Genomic DNA, 25568 nt, shown 5'->3' with positions numbered 1-25568 from the left:
CGATCATGAGGCTTTCCGCGCTGGTCAAAATCATCGCGCTGGTTGCAGCGATATGTTCATGGGAGACACAGGCCATGGCTACGGACGGACTCATCACCATCAAGAGCAACTTCGGACGCGCGGACACGATGAAGCGGCTCGAGGCCGAGGTGAAGGCCAAAGGCCTCACCGTGTTTGCCCATGTCGATCACGCTGCGGGTGCGGCCGCCATCGACCTGAAGCTGAGGCCGACTGATCTTCTCATCTTCGGCAACGCCAAGGGCGGCACGCCGTTGATGCAACAGGCGCAGACTGTCGGCATCGACCTGCCGCTGAAGGCGCTGGTTTGGCAGGACGAGCAAGGCGCGACCTGGCTGTCCTACAACGATCCGGCCTATCTCGCCGGCCGTCATGGCGTTGGCGAGGCGGCCAAGGCGGCGGTCACCGCAATGACGGGAGCGCTGCATGCCATCGCGACCAAGGCCACCACGCCATAGCGCGGCCGCCACCGCTGCCCTCGCGCTCGAGGAGAGGCCCATGACCGGCACAGACAATCAGCCGACCGCACCATCCAGCCCCGGAGGCGGCAAGCTCGCCAGATGGGTCGTCATCGCGGTGCTGTCCGCACTGCTCATCGCCGCTTGCATTCTCGGCTATCTCGGCTGGACCAGCACGGACACCAAGGTGCCGGAGGCCGGTTACGTCGCGCTGGTGTTCGGCGTCGTGTTCTCGCTCGTCGTCGGCGCCGGCCTGATGGCACTGGTGTTCTACAGCAGCCGCAAGGGCTACGACGAACCGGTGGTGCTGATCCAGGAATCGGAAGGTGAATCGGAGGGCGAACCGGAGAGCGATCCGGACGATGAACGCGGTTCGCGCTGACGACACATGATCGCCGCGCGGAACTGGGCTGCGCTGCCGTCTCTTGGACTCCAGCCGTTTGACAGGCTAGTTCTGGCTTGATCCGGAATGCTGAGAAGGCCTCGGTGTCAATCGAGGCCTTTTTTCGTGCCCGGGGGTGTCCCCGCTGCAATTGTCTGAAATGAAGCCATACGACAACAGAGCCTGGTTCCTGGTGCTTCCTGCCCTGGTCATCGTGACCTTCGTCGGAATCCTCCCCCTGATCGCCGTCACCAATTACTCTTTCCAGGACCTGTTCAGCCTGAGCAATCCCTATTGGATCGGCCTCGACTGGTACCGGAACATCGTCACCTCCGAGCGCTTCTATGCCAGCCTCGGGCGCAGTTCCCTGTTCTCGGCCATCGTGCTGTCGATCCAGCTGCCGCTCGGCATCTGGATTGCGCTCTTGCTGCAGCGATCGCATCGCTTCGTCGTCAGCACCGTCCTCGTTCTGATCACCGTGCCACTGGTGGTGCCCTGGAACATGATCCCGGTGATCTGGCTCAACTTCATCAATCCCAATATCGGTCTCGCCGGCCGTACGCTGGCCTGGCTGGGCGTCGGCTTCGACTACAAGTTCAACGCCCTGCACACCTGGATCGTACTGGTGGTGATGGACACCTGGCACTGGCTGGGGCTCGTCGTCGTGCTGGCTTATGCAGGCATCTCCAGCATTCCGCCCGCCTACTATCAGGCCGCGGCGATCGACGCCGCGTCGCCATGGCAGGTGTTTCGCTTCATTCAGCTTCCGAAGATGAAGACCGTGCTGTCGATGGCCGTTCTGCTCCGCTTCATGGACAGCTTCATGATCTATATCGAGGCGTTCCGCATCAATGCCGGCGGCCCCGATAGCGCGACCGCATTCCTCAGCCTCGACCTCGGCGAGGAGATCCAGTCCTTCAACTATGGACCGTCCGCCGCCCGCTCGATCGTCTACTTCCTGATCGTCCTGACGGTCGCCTGGACCTTCAAGGCGGCAACGAGCACGCGAGCGCCGGTCGCCATGGAGCCCGCCAAGTGAAGTCGCTGTCATCCTTGGGACGGACCGCGCTGTTCGCAACGGTCGGTGCCTTCGTCCTGGTGCCGCTGGCGCAGACGATCATCACGAGCTTCGTGTCGACGCTGCCCAGAGCCGGGATCGCGGAAGGGCATTTCAGCCTCGTCAACTACCTGAACATCCTTCACTCACCGGTTCTGAAGGAAGCGATCCTCAACTCCATCATCTACGTCGTGCTCAACGTCGCGCTCTGCCTTGGCGTCGGACTGCCGGCCGCCTATGCGTTCGCCCGCTACAGCTTCGTCGGCGACCGGCAGCTGTTCTTCCTGCTGCTGGTGTTCCGCATCACCCCGACCGTCGTGCTGTCGCTGCCTATCTTCGTCCTGTTCGCGCAAATCGGCCTGGAGAACACCCCGGTCGGCATCGCGCTGGTTCACTGCGTCTTCAACATCCCGATCTCGATCTGGATATTGGAGGGATTCATCGGGTCAGTGCCGCGTGAGTTCGACGAGACGGCCTTTCTGGACGGCCATTCGCTTCCCAGCTTCTTCTTCCGCCATCTGGTTCCTGCGATCGCGCCGGGCATCGGCGTGACCGCGTTCTTCTGCTTCATCTTCTCCTGGGTGGAGGTGGTGCTGGCGCGCATCCTGACAACGACCGGCGGCAAGCCGATCACCATGGCCATCAACGCGCTGTTCGGCTTTCGAACCGATTTCGGCCTCGTCATGGCGATGACCGTGCTCGCGCTCGTGCCGGGGGTAGCGATGATCTATTTCGTGCGGAATCATCTCGCCAAGGGCTTTGTGATCCGGACGTAAGGACACTCTCTCCTCGTCATTGCGAGCGCAGCGTAGCAATCCAGAGTCTTTCCGCAGCGGCAGACTGGATTGCTTCGCTGTACTCGCAATGACGGAATGTGAGGCAGCACTGGCGTAGGATCGGTAGAGCGAAGCGAAATCCATCGCGCTTTGTCAGCGCGGCGACATGATGGGTTTCGCAAGTGCTCTACCCATCCTACGACCTCACCGACACGCCTTCGCGCTCTCGCGGCTGAAGTCGCCCGAGCTTTGCTCGATCTCTCACCCTCCAAAATCCAAGAGGGCGCAGGGAAGACCGGGTGCTGACCTCGCACCCGCGGTCCGCTGCGCGAAAATGTAGCGCAGGAAAACCGCACAGCAGCATACAGGTGGTGCCAATCACTCGGCCTTCCCTGCGCGATGGGTTGCCGTGCTCTCCCGGGAGCCGAATTCCTTCTGGCCTCCCTCGCTTCGCAGATTAGCGATGCATTTCACCCGGTTGGGCTCCCTGCACCTCCGCGAAAGCTTGACCGTAGCGACGACGGCCAGGACCACACGGTTTTGCCGTACGCACGGTTCGCAAGTTCGCCGCATGATCGTCCGGCGCTGTCGACATTGCCGGACGAATGCTAGCGAGACGAAGCCTGACAGCGCCGTTCGTCGACACGCGGTTTCGGGCTCACAGGGACTACCCGCCCGGCCCGCACCTCTCGCGCCCAACGCTGCCCGCGTCCACCGCAAGCCCGGCTCGCAATCAAGACGACACAAGATCGCCCCTCAAGAATGAGCCGGGATGGGCGACACATACGATATTTCCGAATTTTGGTAAAGTGGAATATATTTGTGAGGAGGGGTTGACGGGGTGGAGGGTGTTTCGCCCGACGGGCAATCGATGCAACAAATCGGGTAGTAGCGAATGTGCCGACTAAAGACTTAAGCGCAGCCAAACTGCTATGACTTGCCCTTGTCTCACAGATTGAGCCTCGCGCAAGATGCTCGGCAGGCTACGACGGATCCCGCTATCCCTCCCTGACTATGCACACAACATCGTTGACGCAGGCAAGTCCCATGGCATTGACCAAATTGCAACGCAGGCTGATTGTCGAAATAGAACACATAGCTTCGTCCGCAGGCCAAGACTACCGAAACATCGAACAATACGAGGAGGCGGCGCGGACGCCGAAGCTCAATAGCATCAAGAGACAAATGATTATCGGAAGCGTCGTCGGCAGATACACGCTTGCAGACGAACTGCTGTCAACCATCATCTGCCACGTATACTTCAAGAAGCCGCGCAAGAGCTTCTCGTTCAGGCAACTATGGGGAACGAAGAAATTCTCGGCATTCGCTTACCACGTGCTGGATAACCTGTATCCACTGCAGAAGATGAGCTTGGTTCATGAGCTCAGGCCCGTTCCTAAGAACATCCGGGACATACTCAACCGACTTAACGCGTTGAGAAATGCCCTGGCGCACAGTTTTTTCCCGGAGAACCGCAAGAGCTACCGAGCAGCCAAAGCGGTGATTTATCGGGACCACGATATTTTCACGGTTGAAGGATTTGAGGTCTTTGAGGCGGATGGTCAGGACCTGATAGACTTCCTGCTAGAGCGCGCCTATGGCGTCAAGCCGGATAGGGACTGAGGATGGCACATTATCTTTTGACCGGAGCAGGGTTCAGCTACAACTGGGGTGGCTGGCTCGCCAGCGAAGCGTTTGAGTATCTTCTTGGCGCACCTGAAATTGATGCCGACCTGCGCACCCTCCTCTGGCAGAACAAGGAAGCCGGAGGCGGCTTCGAGGACGCACTAGCTATCCTTGAGAAAGATTACGCCGATCACCCTGGGCCACTCACCAAGGCGCGGCTTAATTTGCTGATCGCCGCCATCGTCGGGATGCTCAACATGATGAGCAATTCCATGGCGAGACGCCAATTCGAGCAGCATAATCACATGCAGGGCAGCGTGATCGAGTTTCTTCTCAAATTCGAAGCGCTATTCACTCTCAACCAAGATACCCTGCTGGAGCAGCACTACGCGCAGCACGTGATGCTTCGTTCGGGGAATAGGTACCAAGGCCTTGAATTTCCTGGAATGATGTCGGCTGGGCCTCCTCCCATATCGTTCGGAGGCAACCAGGAATTTACTGCTCTTCGATTCCCGGTCGCAGACGGTAGGTTCACGGTTTCACCGCAGCACCAACCTTACTTCAAACTGCACGGTTCGAGAAACTATTCGGTAGGCCCAACAGGCGACCGCATTATAATCATGGGCGGCAACAAGGCCGCCTTGATTCCGCGGATTCCGGTCCTCCAATGGTACAAGGATGAGTTCACGAGACGAATCTGCACGGCAGGCGCCAAGCTTATGGTCATTGGGTACAGCTTCAGCGACAGACATATCAACGACGCGATTAGCGCCGGTGTAGACTGCGGTTTAAAGCTCTTTATCATCGACCCGGCAGGGGTGGACGTTATCGACAAACGTAAACCGACGCCGATAAAGGCGCCTGACGCCTACGTCCAAAAGATTGGCCCAGCAATCATCGGGGCATCCAGACGACCGCTGACGCAGATATTCAATCAGGACCACGTCGAATGGGACAAAATCATGAGATTCTTTGCGTGACGGTACCGGTATGTGGGATCGGTAACGCGAAGCGAAACCGATCAAAGTCCGTCCCGCGGCGAGATATGATGGGTTTCGCAAGTGCTCTACCCCATCCTACGCGCTGATCCTGCTCTCCCTCGCTGCTGCACCAATATCTTCGACCGGCTGAGGATGGATTTTTATGTACCGACAGAGCGCAGCACGCAGGCGTGTCGCGCGGGGCACATTCGAGACGTGAAGCGCGACAGGTTCAATACGTCTTCGGGCTAGATATGCGAGAGTCAACCTTGAAAACACTTACGTTAACGGCCACTGATGGCAACGGCTTTAGACCACCTTGTTTTGCCCATGTGAAGAAAAACAAGGAAGCATTTCATCTTCGAGATGATCTTCCGCATCCCATTGCGATGTTCAACCATTCATGGTCGGAAGTCGTATCTGCCTTTGAGAGTTGTTTTCGGTACCTCGAAACGGTGCGGAATCTCCCAATACCTCACACGGAGGATAGAGCGCGGATAGCGCTACTGGAGGCAATGCGGGATCTCTATTATAGGACCACAGAGTTCATTGAAAATCTTGATGATTGCATCTCAAAGGCGCTCACACCCGATCCAAAGCGCCCAATACGCGTTGCTGGAGCGAGCGCGCTAAGGAAACGAGTTTCGATTCCTTGCAATAAGCTGAAGCACAATCACAACCGCATTCACTACGTCCAGGCAATCGTGGGCGGTGTCGCCATTCCCGGATTTTCAATTTATCAGGTTAAAGGAAGCAGCCTTGAACCCAACCCCGAAATTCATAAAAAGCGGAGGGCGTTTTCCTTTAACGTCGAGCTCCGGAGGATTTTCGCGACGATCTACTTGTATGCCTTCGAAGTTGGAGAAAACATTTCTCGGCTTGGTCTTGCGGAGAAGCACGGAAACGTTGTTGCGGAAGCTCCCGACGTTCAAACGATGGGCCTGATCCGAAAGCTTTTGTCATTGTCTCCCCTCAGCTTCGCGGATGAAACATCTCAACACATGCCGGCTATTGCATTTGACAATGAAACTTTAACAGTTGCGGATAACGACGGCATCATCTTGCCAGCTCCAATCGATTGCCAAATGCATGCAATCTTTGTTGGTGATGGCTACACAACCAGTTTTGCTATTCCCTAGCACGTAGGATAGGTAGCGCAGCAAGTAGGATGGGTAGAGCGCAGCGAAACCCGTCAATATTCTCCAGCCTGACACGCGATCCGCTTCGCAAGTCCTCTACTCCGCACGCAAGCCCGCCGTTCACCCCAACTCAAACGCCCCCCGCGCCGCCTTCACCGACGATGCGATGAAGCGGTGCACCTCCTGGACGCGGCGCGTTCCGTGGGTGTCGGGGTGTGAGGTCAGCCAGTAGTTTCGCACGAAGCGGATGTCGGGCAGCAGCCGGCGCAGTTCAGGATAGCGGCTTGCCGCGTAGTCATGCAGGATGCCGATGCCGTGTCCGGCACGCACCGCCTCGATCTGGGCGACGATGCTGCCGCATTCGTAGCGAACGCGATCCTCCTGGAGCTTGAACCGGCCAAGCGGGCGATGACCATCCGGGACCTTCTGCGCAACACCTCCGGTCTGGTCTATGCGTCCCCCGACTATGCCGATCCTGGATTTGGCAATACGGCGATCCACCTGCTTTATGGCGTCAGGGCGCCGTTCCGACGCGACAAGCCCATCGCCTCCTTCGTCGCGAGCCTCGGCACCCTCCCACTTCTGCACCAGCCGGGCGAAGTCTGGGAATATTCCATAGGCTACGACGTTCTCGGACGGATCATCGAAGTCGTATCGGGTCAGACTTTCGATCATTTTCTGCAAAGCCGGCTGTTCGCGCCGCTCCATATGGTCGACAGCGGCTTCTCGGTGCCGGAGGATAAACTCGACCGTCTCGTCGCTGTGCCGGGCGGGCAGCCCGCAGCTCTTTCCGATGGGGACGTCACGAAGCCGCAGACGTTCTTTTCAGGGGGAGGCGGGATCGTTTCGACGGCCCCCGACGTTCTGCGCTTCTGCCAGATGCTGCTCAACGACGGCGAGCTTGACGGGGCGCGGATCCTGAAGCCGGAAACGGTCCGGCTGATGACGCCAAATTCGATGCCGCCCGGCATCCACTTCGCGGGGCACGAAGCCGGTCCGGCTTTTGGAACGGGCTGGGGACTCGGCTTCGCCGTCCGCACCGATCCGGATTTCAGTCTGATCCCAGGCGCCGTCGGAAGCTTCAACTGGCAGGGAAGCTGGGGCACATTTTTCTCGGTCGACCCAGTTCAGAAGCTGATCCTTGTCATGATGATGCAGAGGTCGCAGTACAGTGAGAACGGTTTCTATTTTAATGCCATCCGCCGTCTGCCGTATGCGGCGTTGAAGGTTCCTGAAGTGCCTGCGCCCGTCGCCTCGGGGCAGTTGAATGCAGGCGCTCTCACCGACTACGTCGGGCGTTACGATTTCGGTGGGTCCGCAAGTTCGCTGGACAGACAGATGTTGGTTGCCGACGGCAACGGCTGGACCGGCCTTGAGTCCGTTGTCGCTGGCACGGATGGCCTCAGGGTGATCAAACCGGCCGAGGGAGGCCCCGCCGCGCGGGCGGGCGTTTTGGCGGGAGACCTCATCACGGCGATCGGCGACCAGTCGACGAAGGGCCTGACCCTGGAAGCGGCATTTCGCCGGATTTCAGGTCCGGTCAACGCCGCGATCAAGCTCAAAATCACCCGGCAGGGACAGACCGATCCGCTCGTTGTTGCCTTTACCCGGGAGGCGGTCCCCTCGCACAGCGTCGCGCTTCAAGTCCGTGTCGCGGACGGCAAGCTCGTCGTTGAAGCAACAGGCAGCTGGTCGATCCTTGATTTTGACAAGGGGCAGCCGACGCCCGTGGCGGTTCTTTCGAAGGATGAATTCTACGTCGACAGTGGCGATCATACGCGGATCGCTTTCACGCGCGACGCCGCCGGCAAAGTCAACCGCGCGGTTCTCAATCCGGGACCCTGGGAGCAACGCGGCGCACGCGCCCAATAGGGCACACTGACAGTTGATGAAATGGAGGAAGCTTGCGCGGCCCGAACATTAAGGTGTCCTACGGTCGCCCAATGTGGGGCGGTCTCGACTTGGCGCGCCATTCAGAATAAAGCCACGAACTCATACATATTTGAAATTGCTCGTGATTTTCTTCGCCCCAATGATTCGGCCGTCGGCACCGACTGGGCCCGCCCGCTGCCGTAGAGAATTTCGGCACGCCTCACGACAGCGTGCGCCTTTCACTCCGGGATCGTAGTATTGTCGTCGGAAGCCGCCGACGCACGAGACTGAGGATTTTGCGTATCCACTCGATCGCGGCGCTCGACGGGATGCACTCCAGAACTAGGCTGAGGATCGCGACTGCGATCGGACGGCGCGGCAAATGGAGGACATTATGGCGTGGCGTGACGACAAGGCCCGGGCAACCCTGATCCGCGATGCAGCGGGCAGCGTACCGCCGGGCAAGAGCCCCCGGGCCTTTGCCGAGCCGTTATTCGGCTACAGCAATATCGAGGATCTCGCCAACTACGACGCCGCCTCGCTTGCCCTCCTGGCGGAGCAAGCCTGGGAGCACGTGCAGCGGCGCACGGCCGGCAGCGCTGATATCCGCGTCGTCAATCCGACGTTGCCGAACGGGCGCGAGATTTCCGTGCTCGAGATTCTCAACGAAAATATGCCCTTCCTGTTCGATTCCACCATGGCGGAGCTCGCCGAGCAGGGCATCGAAGTCACCCTCGTCGCTCACCCGATCATCGCCGTGGAGCGCGACGATCAAGGTAACCTGCTGCGGTTTTACGGCGAAGCGCTACCGGAGGGAGCCACGGGCGCGCGCGAAAGCCTGATTCATCTCCACATCACCCGCCTGGACGTCGATGCCGACCGCCAGAAGCTGGTCGCCGGTCTGACCAGGACGTTGAACAATGTCCGCGCCTGCGTCACCGATTGGCGCGCCATGCGTGACCGCGTCGAGGAAGCGATCAAGACGTTCGCGGCCAATCCGCCGCCGCTGCCGATCGAGGAGGTCGCCGAAGCCAATCAGTTCCTGCAATGGCTCTGCGCGGACAATTTCACCTTCCTCGGCGTGCGCGAGTATCGCTTCTCGCCCGACAGCGATGCGTCCGACGACATCACGACCGGCAAAGGCCTCGGCATCCTGCGCGACCCCGACGTGAAGGTGCTGCGCCGCGGCAGCGAAATGGTGGTGATGACATCGGAAATCCGCGAGTTCATGCATGAGCCGACGCTGCTGATCGTCATCAAGGCCAATGTCAGCAGCCTCGTCCATCGCCGCATCCGGATGGATTATGTGGGCATCAAGCTCTATGCGCCCGACGGCCGGCTCGAGGGCGAGCTGCGCGTCGTCGGCCTGTTCACCTCGGGCGCCTACACCCGCTCGGTACGGCAGATCCCCTATGTCCGCCATAAGGTTTCGCGGGTGCTTCAGCGCGCCGGCTTCGATCCGAACGGCCATTCCGGCAAGGCGCTGATGCATATTCTCGAAGATTATCCGCGCGACGAGCTGTTCCAGATCGATGTCGACACGCTCTACAATTTCGTCATCGAGGTCCTGATCCTCTACGAGCGCCCGCGCGTTCGCGCGCTGGCGCGGGTCGACAAGTTCGATCGCTTCGTCTCCATCCTTACCTTCATTCCACGCGACAAATACGACACCGACGTCCGCACGCGCGTCGGCGCCTTCCTTGCGCAGGCCTACAAGGGGACCCTGTCCGCCTCGTACGTATCATTCCCTGAAGGCGCGCTTGCACGCGTCCATTTCATCATCGGGCGCTATGAAGGAAAAACGCCCGTCGTCGAGCACTCCGTGCTCGAAGCCGGGATCAGCGCCATTGCCGCGACCTGGGCCGACAAGCTGAAAGCTGCGCTTAACGCGTCGACCGATGGCATGCGGGCGCGCATGCTCACCAACCGATATGCCCGTGCCTTTAGCGGCGGCTATACCGAGGTGTTCGGCGCGCAACAGGCGATTGCCGATATCGCGACCGTCGAAAAGCTCACGCCGGCCCGTCCGGTGACGATTTCGGTTTACCGCATCGAAGGCGACGATCCGAAGCGCTTCGGCCTGAAGGTGTTTTCGGACGCCGCACCGCTGTCGCTGTCTTACCGCGTGCCGGTGATCGAAAATCATGGTCTGCGCGTGGTCAACGAACGCACCTACCAGATCGTGCCCGGTAACAGGCCTGAGCCGGTCTGGCTGCACGACATGACGATCGAGACCAGCGACGGCAAGCCGATCGAGATCAGCCCGGAATTGAGCCATCGCCTGGAAGCCTCGATCATGGCGGTGGTCACCGATCGCGCTGAATCCGACGGATATAATGCCTTGATCCTGCGCACAGCCCTGGGCTGGCGGGAAGTCTCGAGCCTCCGGGCGCTATCCCGCTATTTGCACCAGATCCGCGCGCCGTTCACCCAGGACTATATGTGGGAGACCTTGCGCAGGAATGGCGCGATCACCGCCAACCTCGTCGCGTTGTTCCAGGCCCGCCTCGATCCGCGCCTCACCCTGACCGACGCCGAGCGTTCGGCGCGCCAGACGGACCTCCTTGCCGAGATCGAGGAGCAGCTCAAATCCGTCGCCTCGCTCGACGAAGACCGCATCCTGCGCCGCTTCATCAATCTGGTGCAGGCGACCATCCGCACCAATTTGTGGCAGGTCGGCCAGGATGGACATCCGCGTCCGGTGATCTCCTTCAAATTCGACGCGCGCCGGGTCGACGACCTGCCCGCTCCACGACCTCTCTACGAGATCTTCGTCTATTCACCTCGTGTCGAAGGTATTCACCTGCGCTTCGGCAAGGTTGCGCGCGGGGGCCTACGCTGGTCCGATCGGCCGCAGGATTTCCGCACCGAGATCCTGGGCCTCGTCAAGGCGCAGCAGGTCAAGAACGCCGTGATCGTGCCGGTCGGAGCCAAAGGCGGCTTCGTGCCCAAGCGCCTGCCGCCGCCTTCCAATCGCGACGCCTGGCTCGCGGAAGGCACCGAAGCCTATCGCATCTTCGTTCGCTCGCTGCTCGAACTCACGGACAACCTCGACGGCGACGACATCGTGCCGCCCGACTCTACCGTGCGGCATGACGGCGACGATCCGTACCTCGTCGTCGCCGCCGACAAGGGCACCGCCACCTTCTCCGACGTCGCCAACGCGATCTCGGCCGAGAAGCACCATTGGCTCGGCGATGCCTTCGCCTCAGGCGGCAGCCAAGGCTACGACCACAAGAAGATGGGGATCACCGCGCGCGGCGCCTGGGAGGCGGTGAAGCGCCACTTCCGCGAGCTCGGCACCGACATTCAGACCATGCCGTTCACCGTGACCGGCGTCGGCGACATGTCTGGCGACGTCTTCGGCAATGGCATGCTGCTCTCGCCGACGACAAGGCTTGTGGCGGCTTTCGATCACCGCGACATCTTCATCGATCCCTCCCCCGATCCGGCGACCAGCTTCGCCGAGCGCAAGCGTCTGTTCGACCTGCCGCGATCGAGCTGGCAGGACTACGCCAAATCGCTGATCTCCCAAGGCGGCGGCGTGTTCTCGCGGCAGCTCAAGGCGATCCCGCTCGGACCGGAAGTGCGTGCCCTGCTCGATCTCGACAAGCCGCAAGCCACGCCGTTCGAGGTGATGACGGCGATCCTGAAAGCGCGCACGGACTTGCTGTGGTTCGGCGGCATCGGCACCTATATCCGCGCATCGGCAGAGAGCGACGATCAGGCCGGCGACCGCGCAAACGATCCGATCCGCATCACCGGCACCGATGTCCGCGCCCGGGTGATCGGCGAAGGCGCCAATCTCGGCGTCACCCAGCGCGGCCGCATCGAAGCGGCGCGGAAGGGTGTCAAGCTCAACACCGACGCCATCGACAATTCGGCCGGCGTCAACACCTCCGACGTCGAGGTCAATATCAAGGTCGCGCTGGCGCGCCCCGAACGCGAGGGACGCCTCAGCTTCGCCGACCGCAACAGCCTGCTTGCCGCGATGACCGATGAGGTCGGCACGCTGGTGCTGCGCAACAATTATCTGCAAACGCTGGCGCTCTCGCTCGCCGAGCGCAAGGGCGTGGCCGAGACCGGCTTCCTCACCCGCCTGATGCAGTCGCTCGAGCAGCGCGCCCTGCTCAGCCGCGCCGTGGAATTCCTGCCCGACGACGCAGCGCTCACCGAGCTGACACGGCGCGGCCAGGCCCTGACGCGGCCCGAGCTTGCCGTGCTGCTCGCGTACGCCAAACTGACGCTCTACGAGGACCTGCTCGCCACCAGCGTGCCGGACGATCCTTATCTCGCCCGCAGACTGTCCCTGTATTTTCCGCGCGAAGTTCTCGATAAATTCCCGACCGCGGTCGAGCTCCATCGCCTCCGACGCGAGATCATCGCAACCAGTCTCGTCAATGCCGTGATCAACCGCGGCGGCCCGGCGTGTGTCGTGCGCCTGACCGACGAGACCGACGCCGATATCCCGACCATCGTCATGGCGCAGGTGGCGGTGGACGCGATCTACGAGCTCAGACGGCTCAATGACGCGATCGACGCGCTCGACACCCGCATCGACGGCCAGGTGCAGCTCGGCCTCTACGCGACGGTCCAGGACCTCCTGATTTCCCGAATGGTCTGGTACGTGCGCAATGTCGATTTCAAGGACGGCCTCGAGGCGGTGATCGGACGTTTTGGCCCGGGTATCCGCGAGATCGCGGCCTCCCTCGACACCACCCTGCCGCCGGACCTGCAGGCCGCGCGCGGCAAGCGGCGCCAGGAACTCGCCGATGCCGGCGTCCCGGCCGGCCTCGCCGGCGAGCTCGCCGATCTCGACGCGCTGATTGCGGCTCCCGACATCGTGACGATCGCCGAGCGCACCACGCGCCCGATCGGCGATGCCGCGGCGACCTTCTACGCCGCCGAGGCGAATTTCCGTCTCGACCGTATCATCGCCGCCGCGCGCGGCGTGCCGGCCAATGATTATTTTGAACGCATCGCCGTCGATCGCGCCGTTGAACAGATCGCCGGCGCCGAACGCAGACTGGCCGCGGATATGCTTGCAACCGGCCAATGCGGCCAGCAGGCGGTCGAGACCTGGCTCGCGGCTCACCCCGAAGCGACGCGCACCCGCCGCTCGGTCGAGCAGATTGCGGCCAGCGGCCTGACTCTCGCCAAGCTGACGGTGGCGGCAAACCTGCTGGGGGACCTGGTCAAAGCCTGAGGGCGTGCGAGGCCGCGATGTGAAACCTAGCCGGCGAACGGAGGAATCCAATGATCCACGCCACTTGCCACACCGCCGACAATGTCCGCTGCATCGAGTTCGATGCCACACCGTGGTTCAGCGAGGCGGACGCACCGAGCATTGTCGATCTGGCCCAACGAGGATGGACCAGCACGGCGATTGCAGAGTCCCTCGAGCACAGACGAGGATACGAAGGCCTGCACGACCTCGTCGAGTATGCGGCGAAGCGATTGCAATCGGAATCCCTGGAGGACCCAACCTGGGAAACCTTCGCGTGCGTCGTCGATGGCCCCGAGGCCGTTGCCTGGCTCAAGAAGAACCGGCCCAACGTTGTGGCAGGGATTTCGTAAGCCACGGGAAAATCGGCGGCATCGCAAACGAAGCCAGAATGGCGCGCCGCGGACGGATTCGCCCACCGACCCGATTGCGGCATTCAACGGCGACGCCTATGCTGACGTCCGGCAATCACGCGGCCGCCCATCGTGCGGCGGAGGCAGCCTCACGGTGGATGGTTCACATATCCATCCGAAAGGCCATGCCATGACCATAGCCCCCACGCTCCACCGATACCTGGCTGCCGAGAACATCCAGTATGCCGAGATCCCGCACGTTTTCACCATGTCGTCGGCGCGCACGGCGCAGGCCTGCCACGTCTCGGGCGATCATTTCGCCAAGGCCGTCGTGCTGCGGCATGACGGCGGCTTTATGCTCGCGATCGTACCGGCATCGCACCATCTCAACCTGCCGGAGTTGAAGGAGAGGCTCGGCGCGGATCTCGCGATGGCGAACGAAACCGAGATCAACCGGCTGTTCGCGGACTGCGCGCATGGCGCCGTTCCGGCGATAGGCCGGTGCTACGGGCTCGATCTCATCGTCGATGACAGCATCCGGGCGCAGCCCAAGATCTATGTCGAAGCCGGCGACCACGAGACGCTGCTCCAGCTGACGCAAGCGCAGTTCGAACGGCTGACGGCCAATGCGCCGCATGGACGCTTCAGCATGCGCGATTGACCAGCATGGCGTCGGGATAATCTCCGGACGCCTTGTCGCGGCGCGCGTGCGGTCGCGCCCGGTTCGTAGTATAGTCGCGTCACGGGGGCTGCGTTCGCAACGGAGGTCCTCCATGAAGGTCAAGGACGTGATGCACAAGGGCGTCGATTGGGTCAGCCCCGACACCCCGATCACCGAGATCGCGAAGTTGATGCAAGGGCACGACATCGGCTGTATTCCGATCGGCGATGACGACCACCTGATCGGGATGGTGACCGATCGCGACATCGTCTGCAAAGGCCTCGCGAGCAAGAGCTTCAACGCCGCGCGCATGACGGCGCGGGACGTGATGACCGAAGGAATCCATTGCTGCCGCGAAGACGACGATCTGGCGAAAGCCGTGCATCACATGGAGACGCTGAAAATCCGCAGGCTACCCGTGATCAACAAGAGCAAGCGGATGGTCGGCATGATCAGCCTGGGTGACGTCGGCCAATTCGCCTCCGTTGATTTGTTGACCCAATGCGTCAAGGGCGTGTCGGCCCATCATTGATGGCAACCGCCACCCGGCGTTGGAACTTCGTCGCATGGCTCGCGGGCCCCGCTGCCGGCGAACGCGGACGCCTTGCCCCCGACCTGCGACGAGGCTGCTTCGCCGTCTTCTCGCCCCCATTGTCATTCAGGGAGCTAGCCGGGGCGGCGGTATGGTGGGCAAAGTTCCCAAAGGTTCCGTGTGATCGTCCGACATCTTCTGCAACGCAATTCTCATCATTCTCTTTCGCGCCGCGCGCTCCTGGGCGGGCTCGCGTCGGCAGGCAGCGCTCTCGCGCTCGGCGGATGCGCAGGCCTGGGCGCGACCGGCGCGCGCTACGACGCGTCGTCACTCTCCGCTGACCCCACATTGCTCATCACCACCACGCGCAGGCCCGTGAAGGGTGGTCGCACGAAACCCTGGTTCGGGCCGGAGCGCGCCACCACAATGACGGTCGCGCGGGCAAAGCTGGTGGCGCCGGACGAGAGCCGACTTTCTCTCGCCTCGGTCGGGCTGGCCGATTGGCGCCTCGATCAGGTCGAACCGGTGCAGGCCGACATCGGCGATCTCCTTGCGCAGGGCGGCGGGGGAGGAGACGTGCTGATCTATGTGCACGGCTTCAAGCAGACATTCGAGACGGCCGTGCTCGATGCCGCCCATCTCTCCGATGGGATCAAGTTCCGCGGCCGGACCATGGTGTTCTCCTGGCCCTCCAAGGCGGGGCTGTTCGACTATGCCTACGACCGCGACAGCGCGATGTGGTCTCGCGACGATTTCGAACGCGTGCTCTCTTCCCTCGTGACGACTTCAGGCGGCGGCCGCGTGCACATCGTTGCGCACAGCATGGGAACCATGCTGACGCTCGAGAGCCTGCGTCAGCTCTATGCGAGATACGGCGACACTGTCACGAGCAAGATCGGCACGGTCGTGTTTGCCGCGCCCGACATCGACATGGACGTGTTCACGTCGGCGATCCACCGCCTCGGTCCGCTTGCCGGCAAGATCACCGTGATCGCCGCAACGAACGATCGAGCTCTCGCTCTATCGGGACAGCTCGCAGGCGGGATGACCAGGGTCGGCGCCGCCGAGAAGGCTGTCATCCAGCAACTCGGCGTGCGCGTGGTCGATGCTTCCCAGGAAGGCTGGAGCATCATCAATCACGATCTGTTTCTATCGAGCGCGGAAGTGCAGCGGGAGATCCGCCGCTCGATCAACGGTACGACCGCGTAAGAGCGAGAGCGCGCGACTAATTCCTGAACTGGTTCTTGAACTAGTTTTTGGCGTTCCGCATCTTGCTCGCACCCCTGAGCGGGGTCGCCGGTGGGCGATCCGAATTCGCCCAGCCGGCCATCTGCAGACAGGTGAGCAGGTCGACATAGCTTTGTATTCCCGCTGCCGCAGCCTCGCCTTCGCAACTTTCGCGCGCGGGACCCGGAACAGTCAGCCAGGCCGAACTCAGCTGTTGCTGGGCAAGCGTCTCGTCACGCGTGCACTCACCGGCGTCCTGCGCCAGGGCCAGCCCTGACGCCTTGTCGTCGGCGGAAACGTCCCTGCACATGGCTTCCACGTTGAAGACGGGCACGCGATCTGAAACCGGCATCGCGGGCAGGCCAAGAAGCGACAGTGCCAAAAGCGCTGCTTTCATGGGATCCTCCCTCAAATCGGGTTAGCAACCCGGGGGAGGCTAGGTCTGGTTTGTTTCCGGCTGGCTTCATCCGGCCACCAAAAGGTTTCGTCCTTGCCACGGCGCGCAGCGGGCACGGTCGGCTACAGGCCGCGCCCACCTCCCCGCCTTGCGGCAGGAGCTTGTCGGCGACGTATTTGCCCGCCTCCCCCGCGACCTCCAGCATCGGCCCGCGCAAAGTTGCAAAGGCTGTAACCGCATCCGAACGGATGTAGCCGATGTTACGTCTGCCAGACGAAGCGCTATATCCGAACTGACGACTGGGCATTCGACCTTCCCAGGATGACATTCTGTCCGGAGTGCAGAACCCGTCCGATCACGCGGAGCGATCGCGATGAGGGAGGCTACGATGGATCTTTCGCGGATGTCGGATGGAATCCGGCTGCATCACGCCTCTCATCACAACGATGGGTATGATGGCGAGGACGGACCGGGCCCTGCGCCGAGCGCCCCGTTCGTGGCTGACGCGCTGATCCGCGGTCCCGGCCCGTTTACAGATCCTGGAGCACGTCCCGCGAGCACGAATAGCCAGCATCATGACTCCGACCCGGTTCAACCCGAACATCCCGCATCGGCGGTCGGCACGATCGGCCACCCCGGCAACCATGCTGCGGCGGGCCCGGACGTTTCCTCCACAAAGCCTGCTGCCGGCGCATCCGATCCCGGGATGGCCATTGCTTCGGTCGAGAGTGGGGCGAACTTGGCCGGGAACGGCGGGGATGGCCACTTCTACGGAGGTATCATTCACGCGTCCCTGTTGATCTATGAACCGGTCAACATCTCGGTAAGCCTGGGATACGGCTCGGTCGCCCTGGCCAGCCAGTCCAACAATTTGAATGTCGATCAATCCGCTTTTCAGATGGCCGGCGTCGGCGGCCATGGCGGCAATGACAACATCGCTTCGGGAGCGAGCGTCAGCACGTCCTTGGGCGCCGGCATGATCGCGAGTGGTGACAACAGCGCCGGAAACGGCGGCAGCGGCTATTTCTCGGGCGCGATCGTGGACGCTCCCGTGGTGATCTATCATCCGATCAATATTGCGGTGGCGGGCTCGGGCGGCACTGCGCACGCAAGTCAATCCAACACGGTCGAGATCGATCAATCGGCCACCCAGATCGCGGGCGTCGGCGGAAACGGCGGAAATGCCAATGTCAGCGCCGGCGGCAGTGTCGTCACGCTCGACCCAAGTTGGGGATCAAGCAACGCAGGCGGCGTCTCGGACGTTCAAACGGGCGGGAGCCAGGTCGGCAATGGCGGCGACGGCGCCTTCTACGGCGGGCTCGTCCATACGTCCTTCGTACTGTACGACCCGATCAACATCGCAGTCGCGGGCTACGGCTCGAACGCTCATTCGGTCCAGACAAATGACGCCTACGTGGATCAATCCACGGTTCAGATCGCCGGCATCGGCGGGTACGGCGGCAACGGCAATGCCGCCGCGGGCGGCCATGCAAGCCTTCTCTCCCACGGCCTGTGGGGCGGCTCCGACGCGATCGCGACCGGTTCGAATGGCGCAGGCAATGGCGGCAACGGCTATTTTGCCGGCAGCCTGATCGACGTCAGCGTCGCGATCTATGCACCCATCAATATCGCAATCGCGGGTTCGCATTCGACGGCCGTAGCCGATCAGGTCAACAACGTGCATATCGACCAGAGTGCGGTGCAGATCGCCGGACTTGGCGGGGACGGCGGCCACGGCAATCTCGCACTGGGTGGCGATCTTTCCGCCCATCTTCTGTCGGATCTTCACCTGCTCGGATAGCGACACGTCGCGCGGCTCGCACAAGCCCGATCGCGGACTGCGTCGACGCTCTGCGCATGCAAGCTCGCCGTGCGGCCCCCCCGGGACGTATCGAGCTCCGGTGTTGCGCGACGAATGTCATACTTTCGTACGTAGGTCGACCAAGCCGGATGGTGTCCGATTTGACATCTATCGCCGTCGCGCGTGGCCGGATCAGACTTGCCGCGCGCGTCCGCCTGATCGGGACGGATGATGCGCGAAAGCCAACAGAGCGAGGGAGGCACACATGATGCCCAAAGCGATCCACATCTCGGACTCGATCGAATTCAAATCGATCAGCACCGGCGGTCAAAGTGTCGGAAATGGCGGCGACGGCACCTTCAAGGGAGCCATCATCAGCAAGCCGACCCTCAACTTTGATCCGACCAACAAGGCGACCGGTGCCGACGTGCATGTGAACACCGGCGACAACGTCAAGCAGACGGCAGATTGGGATGCCGGCGGTGCCAACGCGAAGGCTTCGGTGTTTTCGAAGGCTCATGGCGGCGACGCCGAGTCGAACGGAAGCCAGAAATCCTACAGCGGTTACGATACCTCCAAGGTCTACGCCAATACGGACGCGAGCCAGATCAACAAGGTCTCGGTGGACCAGCACCAGGACGTCGTGGCCGGCATCGGCGGCAATGGCGGAGACGGCAACGCCGCGTTGGGCGGAGAGGTGGACTTCCATCTCGATACGTTCTGATCACCGGCTCGTCCGAATGGCAGGACCGGTGGCCGCCGTCACCGGTCCTGACGTTCAAGCCAATACCCTGCCGATATCGCCGGCAGATGACGTTAGCCATCGGTCAAGTGCGTCAGACCTCGATTTCAGGCGGTGACGATCATGCTGATGCCGCCCATTCGGTTGCCTATCCTGCCGCAGATCCGGACGCCACTGCACGCAGCCCTCCGGTCCTGCGTGGGACCGCTCGGTCTCGTATTCGCGTATAGCTGCAGCTACAACCTGCTTCTGTTCGCGCCCTCCATCTATCTTCTCCAGATCTATGACCGGGTGTTGTCGAGTCGCAGCGGCGACACGTTGCTCCTGCTCACGCTCATCGTCGCGACCACGGTGGTCGTCGGCGGCGTGTTCGATGCATTGCGGCGCGCCGTGCTTGGACGCCTTGGCGCATGGCTCGACGATCGCCTTCGTCCTTGCGTGCTTTCGGCCGGCCTCGAATCGGCATTTCGCAGCGATTGGACGCAAGCGTCCGGCGCATATCGTGATCTCACCGTGCTGCGCCAGTTCGTCGAGTCCGGCGCATGTACGTTGCTGTTCGACGCGCTCTGGGCGCCCTTGTTCCTCCTCGTCCTCTTTCTGATCCATCCCCTGCTTGGCCTGGTGGGCGCCTGCTGCGTCGCCCTCCTGTTCGCGCTCACGATCACCGGAGAGCTGGTCACGGAAGATGTTCTGCTCAGATCCGGCGCCGCGCTGTCCCGAAGCTGCGGCCGCCTCCAGACTGCCGCGGGCAACATCCACATGATCCGCGCCATGGGAATGTTCGATAGCGCCGCACGCATGATCCACCGTGACGCGCAGCACGCGCGCAGAGAGCACGATGTGGCACTCCGGCTCGGCGAGATGGTCATGCTGGCCACCAAGCCGGTCCGCGCGCTGTCGCAGGTTTTGATCATGGGGGCTGCCGCGTGGCTCGTCCTCGATCACGGAAAGAGTCCGGCAATCATCTTTGCTTCGACGCTGATGTTTAGCCGGGCGCTCGCCCCGGTCGAAAGTGCCGTCGCAGGCTGGAAATCACTCGTGGCGGCCATGAGCGCCTGTCAGCGACTCGGCGCACTTCTCGCCGCATTCCCCGCCGCGCGGCAGCAGAGCGCGGAGGTTTCTCCGCCGCAGGCGCAAAGCGGCCTCGTCGTCGACAATGTCAGCGTGAGGCTGGCGGGCACGGACCATCTTCTGCTGAACGGCGTCTCGTTCAGCCTCATGCCCGGAGAATGCCTCGGCATTATCGGTCCGTCCGGGTCAGGCAAATCCTTGCTCGGCCAGGTGATCGCCGGGCTGTCGATGCCAACATATGGCCGTGTCCTCCTCGACGATACCGTCGTCTCGCTGCTTCGCGAGGGCCAAAGCGGCGACCGCCTCGGATATCTCCCTCAGGACATCAACCTGCTCGGCGACACCATCAACGACATCATCGCACGCCTTGAAGATGCCGACCGGCGGAAGGTCGTCGAAGCGGCCAAGCTCGTCGGAATCCATGGGGCGATCATGCGCCTGCCGCTGGGCTACGACACGGTGATTCACAGTGAAACAGCCTTCTCACGCGGGTATCGGCAGCGCCTTGGTCTTGCCCGCGCTTTCTTCGGCAGTCCACGCCTCGTCGTTCTCGACGAACCTAACGCCAGCCTCGACTACGGGGGCGAGCGAATGCTCCTGGATGCCATCGAGCGCATGAAGCTCGCAGGCGTCATCCTCGTCGTCGTCACGCACAGGATGGGTCTCCTCGCCGCCACGGACAAGATTGCCATCATGGAAGACGGGGCGGTCGCCGCTTTCGGCGACAGCGAGGAGATCTTTGAACGGCACCTGAGCCGCCCCCAGGTTACCTCGCAGATTGCGCCATGATCCGGAACGCTCTCACCATCCGGTTGCTTCCCGTCGTCTCGAGACTTCCCATGATTTGGGACCAGCTCATGCGAGCGCCGGCGAGCCCCCCGCCCACCCGACGATCTGGCGTCGTGGTGACCGCGATCGACGATTTCGAGCCTCTGGAGTTTCCATGGTGCTCGACGCCGACGCCGACCTCTCCACGTGGAAGGCTTCGCGGTATCACCCTCGCGGGCAATCTGCTGGTACTCTGCTTCATGCTGGGGCTCGGTACATGGGCGAGCCTCGCGCCCCTCGAGAGCGCCGCGATCGCGTCCGGCGTCGTGGAATCGGAATCGAGCCGCAAGACGATTCAGCATCTGGAGGGCGGTATCGTCAGGAAGATCCTGGTTTCGGATGGCGATATCGTGCGAAGCGGACAAACGCTGATCGCGCTGGACGACACCCGGGCCGCCTCGGAGGCGCAAAGCCTTCAAGGCCAGTTGTGGGATGCAGCTGCACGTGCCGCACGGCTTCAGGCCGAGCAACAGAGATCTGAGCGGATCGCAATTCCGGACGCGCTGGAACAGGACAGCAAGCAGAACGGAATGGCCGCCGCTGCGGTGTCGGCGCAGCAATTCATCTTTCAGACACGCCTGCAGGTTCACGAGTCGCAACTTGCGGTCGTTCGCGAACGAAGGCGTCAGGTCGAGAAGGAGATCGAAGGCCTCAAGGCTCAGGAGAGCGCCACCGGACAGCGGGTCGACATCGTCCGGGAGGAACTGGATATGGTCGCGACCCTCGTCAACAAGGGGCTCGAACGGCGGCCGCGGCTTCTGAACCTGCAGCGGGAGCTGGCCGACGTTGAGGGCCGCCGCGGCGAGATCGCCGCGCAGATTTCCCGCGCCGGACAGGTCATCAGCGAACAGCAGGCCACATTGTTCAAGCTCGAGAGCGAGAGGCAGAACGAGATCGCACAGTCGCTTCGTGAAGCACAGAACCAGATATTCCAGCTCCGCGAGCGGTTGCTTGCGGCCAGGGATCAGCTATCGCGAACAGAGGTCAAGGCGCCCGAGGACGGCGTGATTACCGATCTGCGGATTCATACGGCCGGCGGCGTCATCGGAGCGGGTGCTCCGCTCATGGACCTGGTGCCGCGGCAAGACCGCCTCATCGTAACTGCGCGCCTGAGGCCCGAGGACATCGATGTGGTCCATCCCGGCCTCAATGCCGAGGTTCACCTCGTCCCGTACAATCAGCGTCGCGTGCCTCGCCTGAAGGGAAACGTGGTGCAGGTATCCGCAGATCGGCTCCTCGACAAGCGTACCGACCAGCCATACTACGCGACCAGGATCCGGATCGACGACGCGCAGATCGCCGCAAACGACATCCAGATCGTCCCCGGCATGCCGGTTCAAGTGTACATCACGACAGGGCGCGGTACCGTGGCCCTCTACGCGCTCAGGCCCCTGCTCGACAGCTTCCGTGGTGCATTCAGAGAGGACTAAAGCGCGATGCGCGTGGGATGAATCGTCATCGCGTTCCGGGGCAGGCCCCAGGTCTCCTCGCTAGGTCTCCTCTCTAGGTCTCCTGCATTGGAGCTGCGCCGGGGTCGTGATCGCGCCCCCGCGCGGGCAACCGGCCGCGCCAGCGGAGGACGGCTTCCGTGCGATTGTGCGCATCACATTTCCGCATGATATGCTGGATGTGCATTTTGACTGTGCTTTCCGAGAGGTTCAATTTGGCGGCGATCAGCTTGTTGGGCAGGCCGAGCTCCATTTCCGCCAGAACCTGTTGCTCACGAGGCGTGAGACCGATCAGGCTTCTGTCAATGGCCACTCCGGTTCCCTCATTCATCAGATATGCGGGCGCAAGCCCGCGCGCATCCGAGGTCTCGAAACCCGATATCCTGTTCATCCCGGCCATGGGCAACGGCCTGTAGACGCCGCCGACGAGAACAAGGCGCAGTCCAGCTATGACGATCTCGATCGGCAACGAGGTGGAAAGAAAGCCGCGCACGCCCCGCTGCATCGCAGCCTGCACTGTCGGCTCGTCATCATGGTTCGACAGGACTGCAATTGCTGCGCCGGGACACCACTCCACGACGACGGCGAGATCGTCCTCAACCGAGGGATCGTCGATGGGCTTGTCCGCAATACTCAGCACCACCAGACGAACATCGCGGGCCGACGTGCAATCAAGGCCCTGGACCGAAGCCATGTCGAGGATATCGAGTTCGTCCAGTTCCCGCCTGAGGACGTTCAGAATGCATGTGCGAGGCAACAGGAGCGGCTCGATGATCACCAGAACCGGCAAGTGGAGCGAGTCATTCAGCCGCTTCGCGGTATTGGTTATGTCGTGCATGATTTCCTCGAGATGAAAAGAATTTCCGCGATATTCCCATTCCGTATTGCGTCCCCTGCCGCTGCATTCGTCCTGAATGCATCATCACGGGAGCGGCACAGTGCCGCCGTTGGTGCCGCATCCACTGTGGGATCACCTGGCGCCCTGGGTGGAAATTCTTTCCGCTCAAATTACTTGGGTGCGTACTGCGCGATGACGCAGTCGACGCGTCCTCTAATTGCAGATATTTCGATACGCCGTTGACGCCGCCGACCCCGACTTGCCGTCGACGACATATGCTTCGTCCTCCTTCACAAGATAAAGAAACGGTCTCTCTCCGGTCTCACCGCCTGACGCGGTTCTTCCTTTCACGCGCCCGCAAATCGTATCCACGGGGCGTCCAAGCGTGTTCTTTCGCATGGTGTGCTTCATATCGGTGAATTCGGCCGATCCTGGATCCTCCATCTTCGTCGCAATGGCGACCTTCGCCTTGTCCAGGACGGGATCTGATGCTTCCGCAGGCCGTTTGGATGCCGTGACGCTGATCCTCGTCCGCGGGGACGCCGCTTTGGCCAGATCGGCCGATCCGCGTTTCTTCAGAGATGATGTCTTGCCGGACCTTCCCGGGGCTTCGGAATTCGGTTTGACGATCGCAGGATTCGACGCCAATGCCGTCGGCATTGGTTGCGCGGGTTGGGCGACTGCAACCCTGTCGAAACAGGGGCGTGACGCGCAGCCGAGGAAATACCCTCGCGAGGGCGCAAACCAGCCAAAGCCGATCAGGACTCCTGCCAGCACTCCGACAAAAAGCAGTCCCATCCGATTCCCCTCCTCGGGAGCTCGGCTCACACTTGTAACTAGGACTAATTCCGCGCTGGTGATCTATCTGTTGCGCAAAAGCGTTAAACGCCCATTAAGCGCGCGCGGTCGGGATCGGCGGATTCGGGCTCCAGACCCATGGCGAGATGACGCAGAGGGCCAACCGTGAAAGCAATCACGGCCGATCGGCCAATTGGGAGCGCCGCACCGGCTTCGCATCAGAAACGGCCTGCCGCAACGCGCTTACAGTCTCACCGGCGGCCCCGCTGAATCAGCGGCGCGCGGTCGACGCCGGGCAATCAAGATCGCCGACTGTGACGGCATCGGCGCCCTCTGGACGGGGATCGCGCCGATCGATACGCGACCTTAAGACACGAATGAGATGCCCGCGCGGTCGTCCTGTCGCCACACCAAGCGACAATCGAACGATGTTCGAAAGCCGTCAAATGACAATCGGAAGTCGGTCGATAGGATCGGGGTATTTTTCGTCCTCACACAGGCGCCGAGGACAGAGAGGTTCAACATCTCGCAGGGCGTGATCGTCACTTCGTCTGGAAAAGAAAGCATAACAATCTGTTCGAGACTCTTGCGTGCGACGCGTCGCCGTTCAATACCCGTCCATTCGAGAGACACTTTCGGTCACCTCAAGGTTCGTAGCAAGGCGGGGTCGCCGCCCGAGAAAACGGCAGCCCCTCGCCGCGAAGCATCGTTACGCGAAACAAAGACGACTTCGCGACTGCATCGAGCATCGGCTTCACGTTCAGGGAGCGCAATGAGATATGGTCGTTACGGTTACTTCAACGGCTTCGTGACCGCTGAACCCTGCGCCGTTGCCTTATGCGAGGTGATCGCCTGCACCTTCTCCAACGTTTCCAAAAATTCGGACCGGAGAAGCTGTTCGTGCTTCGCGTCTGTCGGCTCCGAGAGGAATGCGACCTTCACGATGAAGCGGTTCAATATCGATGCGACGAGAAGGTCGTCCGAGTGTTGCGAGCGTAGGGCCGTGAGCTGCCGACGCATCTCAATGAGATCGATGTTCTCGCGGTCTGACTGCTTGATCAAATAAAGCTCGCGCCACTGTTCTACAGCCAAACGAAGCCGACGCGCCGAGTATATTGGCGCGACGGCTTCGCCACTGGGGACCCGGACCAAAGGGCAATGTCCGGTGCAGAGACGCTATCGCACTGTCGCCCCGGTGCAATCGAAGTCGCGGATTAAGCTTGATGTCCCCGCGGCGCGTTAATTCCGGAACTGCCTGCACGCGTTAGCATCCCGCTTGCTGCGGGACGTCGCCCGCATTTCCAACCGCAACGGAAGTCGCGCCGCATCCGGCCATCCTC

Annotated in this window: 21 protein-coding genes and 1 pseudogene; 17 read left to right on the top strand and 5 right to left on the bottom strand. The window is 61.8% G+C overall.

Annotated elements, in window-relative coordinates; translation table 11 throughout:
- Positions 1-5 precede the first annotated feature (5 nt).
- The 7 genes from QA645_RS09725 to QA645_RS09695 all read left to right on the top strand — a co-directional run bounded on the left by QA645_RS09725 (position 6) and on the right by QA645_RS09695 (position 6436).
- On the top strand, positions 6-476 hold the full coding sequence (locus QA645_RS09725) for a DUF302 domain-containing protein (protein ID WP_283049837.1): 471 nt from the start codon (positions 6-8) through the stop codon (positions 474-476).
- 40 nt (positions 477-516) lie between these two features.
- Positions 517-858, top strand: a complete 342-nt coding sequence (locus QA645_RS09720) for a hypothetical protein (protein ID WP_283049835.1) — start codon at positions 517-519, stop codon at positions 856-858.
- Positions 859-1018: 160 nt separating this feature from the next.
- A complete protein-coding gene (locus tag QA645_RS09715) occupies positions 1019-1897 on the top strand; it encodes a sugar ABC transporter permease (RefSeq protein WP_283049833.1) in 879 nt (292 codons plus the stop codon).
- Positions 1894-2691 (top strand): carbohydrate ABC transporter permease, encoded by a 798-nt coding sequence (locus QA645_RS09710; protein ID WP_254133742.1) that lies wholly within the window; start codon positions 1894-1896, stop codon positions 2689-2691. The genes QA645_RS09715 and QA645_RS09710 overlap by 4 nt, the downstream gene beginning before the upstream one ends.
- A 1047-nt stretch (positions 2692-3738) precedes the next feature.
- Positions 3739-4314 carry a hypothetical protein gene (locus QA645_RS09705; protein WP_283049831.1) on the top strand — a complete coding sequence of 192 codons (576 nt, stop codon included), beginning with the start codon at positions 3739-3741 and terminating at the stop codon, positions 4312-4314.
- 2 nt (positions 4315-4316) lie between these two features.
- Positions 4317-5297: an SIR2 family protein gene (locus QA645_RS09700; RefSeq protein WP_283049829.1), complete on the top strand. Its 981-nt coding sequence runs from the start codon at positions 4317-4319 to the stop codon at positions 5295-5297.
- Between the two features lie 269 nt (positions 5298-5566).
- Complete coding sequence (locus tag QA645_RS09695; protein WP_283049828.1) at positions 5567-6436, top strand: hypothetical protein; 870 nt, start codon at positions 5567-5569, stop codon at positions 6434-6436.
- 120 nt (positions 6437-6556) lie between these two features.
- Here QA645_RS09695 and QA645_RS09690 read toward each other — a convergent pair.
- Positions 6557-6805, bottom strand: a pseudogene (locus QA645_RS09690) (LysR substrate-binding domain-containing protein); the annotation flags it as partial.
- Here QA645_RS09690 and QA645_RS09685 point away from each other — a divergent pair.
- The 6 genes from QA645_RS09685 (at position 6734) to QA645_RS09660 (ending at position 16287) form a co-directional block, all read left to right on the top strand.
- Positions 6734-8308, top strand: coding sequence for a serine hydrolase (locus tag QA645_RS09685; protein WP_283049827.1), 1575 nt, complete (start codon positions 6734-6736; stop codon positions 8306-8308). The pseudogene QA645_RS09690 and the gene QA645_RS09685 overlap by 72 nt on opposite strands.
- A gap of 382 nt (positions 8309-8690) precedes the next feature.
- A complete protein-coding gene (locus QA645_RS09680; RefSeq protein ID WP_283049826.1) occupies positions 8691-13514 on the top strand; it encodes an NAD-glutamate dehydrogenase in 4824 nt (1607 codons plus the stop codon).
- Positions 13515-13564: 50 nt separating this feature from the next.
- Positions 13565-13885: a hypothetical protein gene (locus QA645_RS09675; RefSeq protein ID WP_254133749.1), complete on the top strand. Its 321-nt coding sequence runs from the start codon at positions 13565-13567 to the stop codon at positions 13883-13885.
- Between the two features lie 190 nt (positions 13886-14075).
- Positions 14076-14546, top strand: coding sequence for a YbaK/EbsC family protein (locus QA645_RS09670; RefSeq protein WP_254133750.1), 471 nt, complete (start codon positions 14076-14078; stop codon positions 14544-14546).
- Between the two features lie 112 nt (positions 14547-14658).
- Positions 14659-15078: a CBS domain-containing protein gene (locus tag QA645_RS09665; protein ID WP_254133751.1), complete on the top strand. Its 420-nt coding sequence runs from the start codon at positions 14659-14661 to the stop codon at positions 15076-15078.
- A 180-nt stretch (positions 15079-15258) separates the two neighbouring features.
- Positions 15259-16287 carry an alpha/beta fold hydrolase gene (locus QA645_RS09660; RefSeq protein WP_283049824.1) on the top strand — a complete coding sequence of 343 codons (1029 nt, stop codon included), beginning with the start codon at positions 15259-15261 and terminating at the stop codon, positions 16285-16287.
- A gap of 40 nt (positions 16288-16327) precedes the next feature.
- Here the strand turns inward: QA645_RS09660 and QA645_RS09655 are convergent, their stop codons facing one another.
- On the bottom strand, positions 16328-16702 hold the full coding sequence (locus tag QA645_RS09655; protein ID WP_254133753.1) for a hypothetical protein: 375 nt from the start codon (positions 16700-16702) through the stop codon (positions 16328-16330).
- Positions 16703-17198: 496 nt separating this feature from the next.
- On the opposite strand from QA645_RS09655, the gene QA645_RS09650 reads away from it, so the two are divergent.
- The 4 genes from QA645_RS09650 (at position 17199) to QA645_RS09635 (ending at position 22574) form a co-directional block, all read left to right on the top strand.
- On the top strand, positions 17199-18503 hold the full coding sequence (locus QA645_RS09650) for a hypothetical protein (protein WP_283049823.1): 1305 nt from the start codon (positions 17199-17201) through the stop codon (positions 18501-18503).
- A 265-nt stretch (positions 18504-18768) separates the two neighbouring features.
- Entirely contained in the window at positions 18769-19227 is a 459-nt protein-coding gene (locus tag QA645_RS09645) for a hypothetical protein (RefSeq protein ID WP_283049822.1), read from the top strand.
- 141 nt (positions 19228-19368) lie between these two features.
- Positions 19369-21105 carry an ATP-binding cassette domain-containing protein gene (locus tag QA645_RS09640; protein ID WP_283049821.1) on the top strand — a complete coding sequence of 579 codons (1737 nt, stop codon included), beginning with the start codon at positions 19369-19371 and terminating at the stop codon, positions 21103-21105.
- A gap of 116 nt (positions 21106-21221) precedes the next feature.
- Positions 21222-22574, top strand: coding sequence for an HlyD family type I secretion periplasmic adaptor subunit (locus tag QA645_RS09635; RefSeq protein WP_283049820.1), 1353 nt, complete (start codon positions 21222-21224; stop codon positions 22572-22574).
- 73 nt (positions 22575-22647) lie between these two features.
- On the opposite strand, the gene QA645_RS09630 is transcribed toward QA645_RS09635, so the two are convergent.
- The 3 genes from QA645_RS09630 to QA645_RS09620 form a co-directional block, all read right to left on the bottom strand.
- On the bottom strand, positions 22648-23430 hold the full coding sequence (locus QA645_RS09630) for a response regulator transcription factor (RefSeq protein ID WP_283049819.1): 783 nt from the start codon (positions 23428-23430) through the stop codon (positions 22648-22650).
- A 213-nt stretch (positions 23431-23643) separates the two neighbouring features.
- Positions 23644-24228, bottom strand: coding sequence for a hypothetical protein (locus tag QA645_RS09625; RefSeq protein WP_283049817.1), 585 nt, complete (start codon positions 24226-24228; stop codon positions 23644-23646).
- A gap of 792 nt (positions 24229-25020) precedes the next feature.
- Positions 25021-25320, bottom strand: a complete 300-nt coding sequence (locus tag QA645_RS09620) for a hypothetical protein (RefSeq protein ID WP_283049816.1) — start codon at positions 25318-25320, stop codon at positions 25021-25023.
- Positions 25321-25568 lie beyond the last annotated feature (248 nt).

This window comes from Bradyrhizobium sp. CIAT3101, assembly GCF_029714945.1.
In the GTDB taxonomy this organism is placed as follows: Bacteria; Pseudomonadota; Alphaproteobacteria; order Rhizobiales; family Xanthobacteraceae; genus Bradyrhizobium.
The sequence above is the reverse complement of the archived record's forward strand: the minus strand, read 5'-3'. Positions and strand labels throughout refer to the sequence as shown.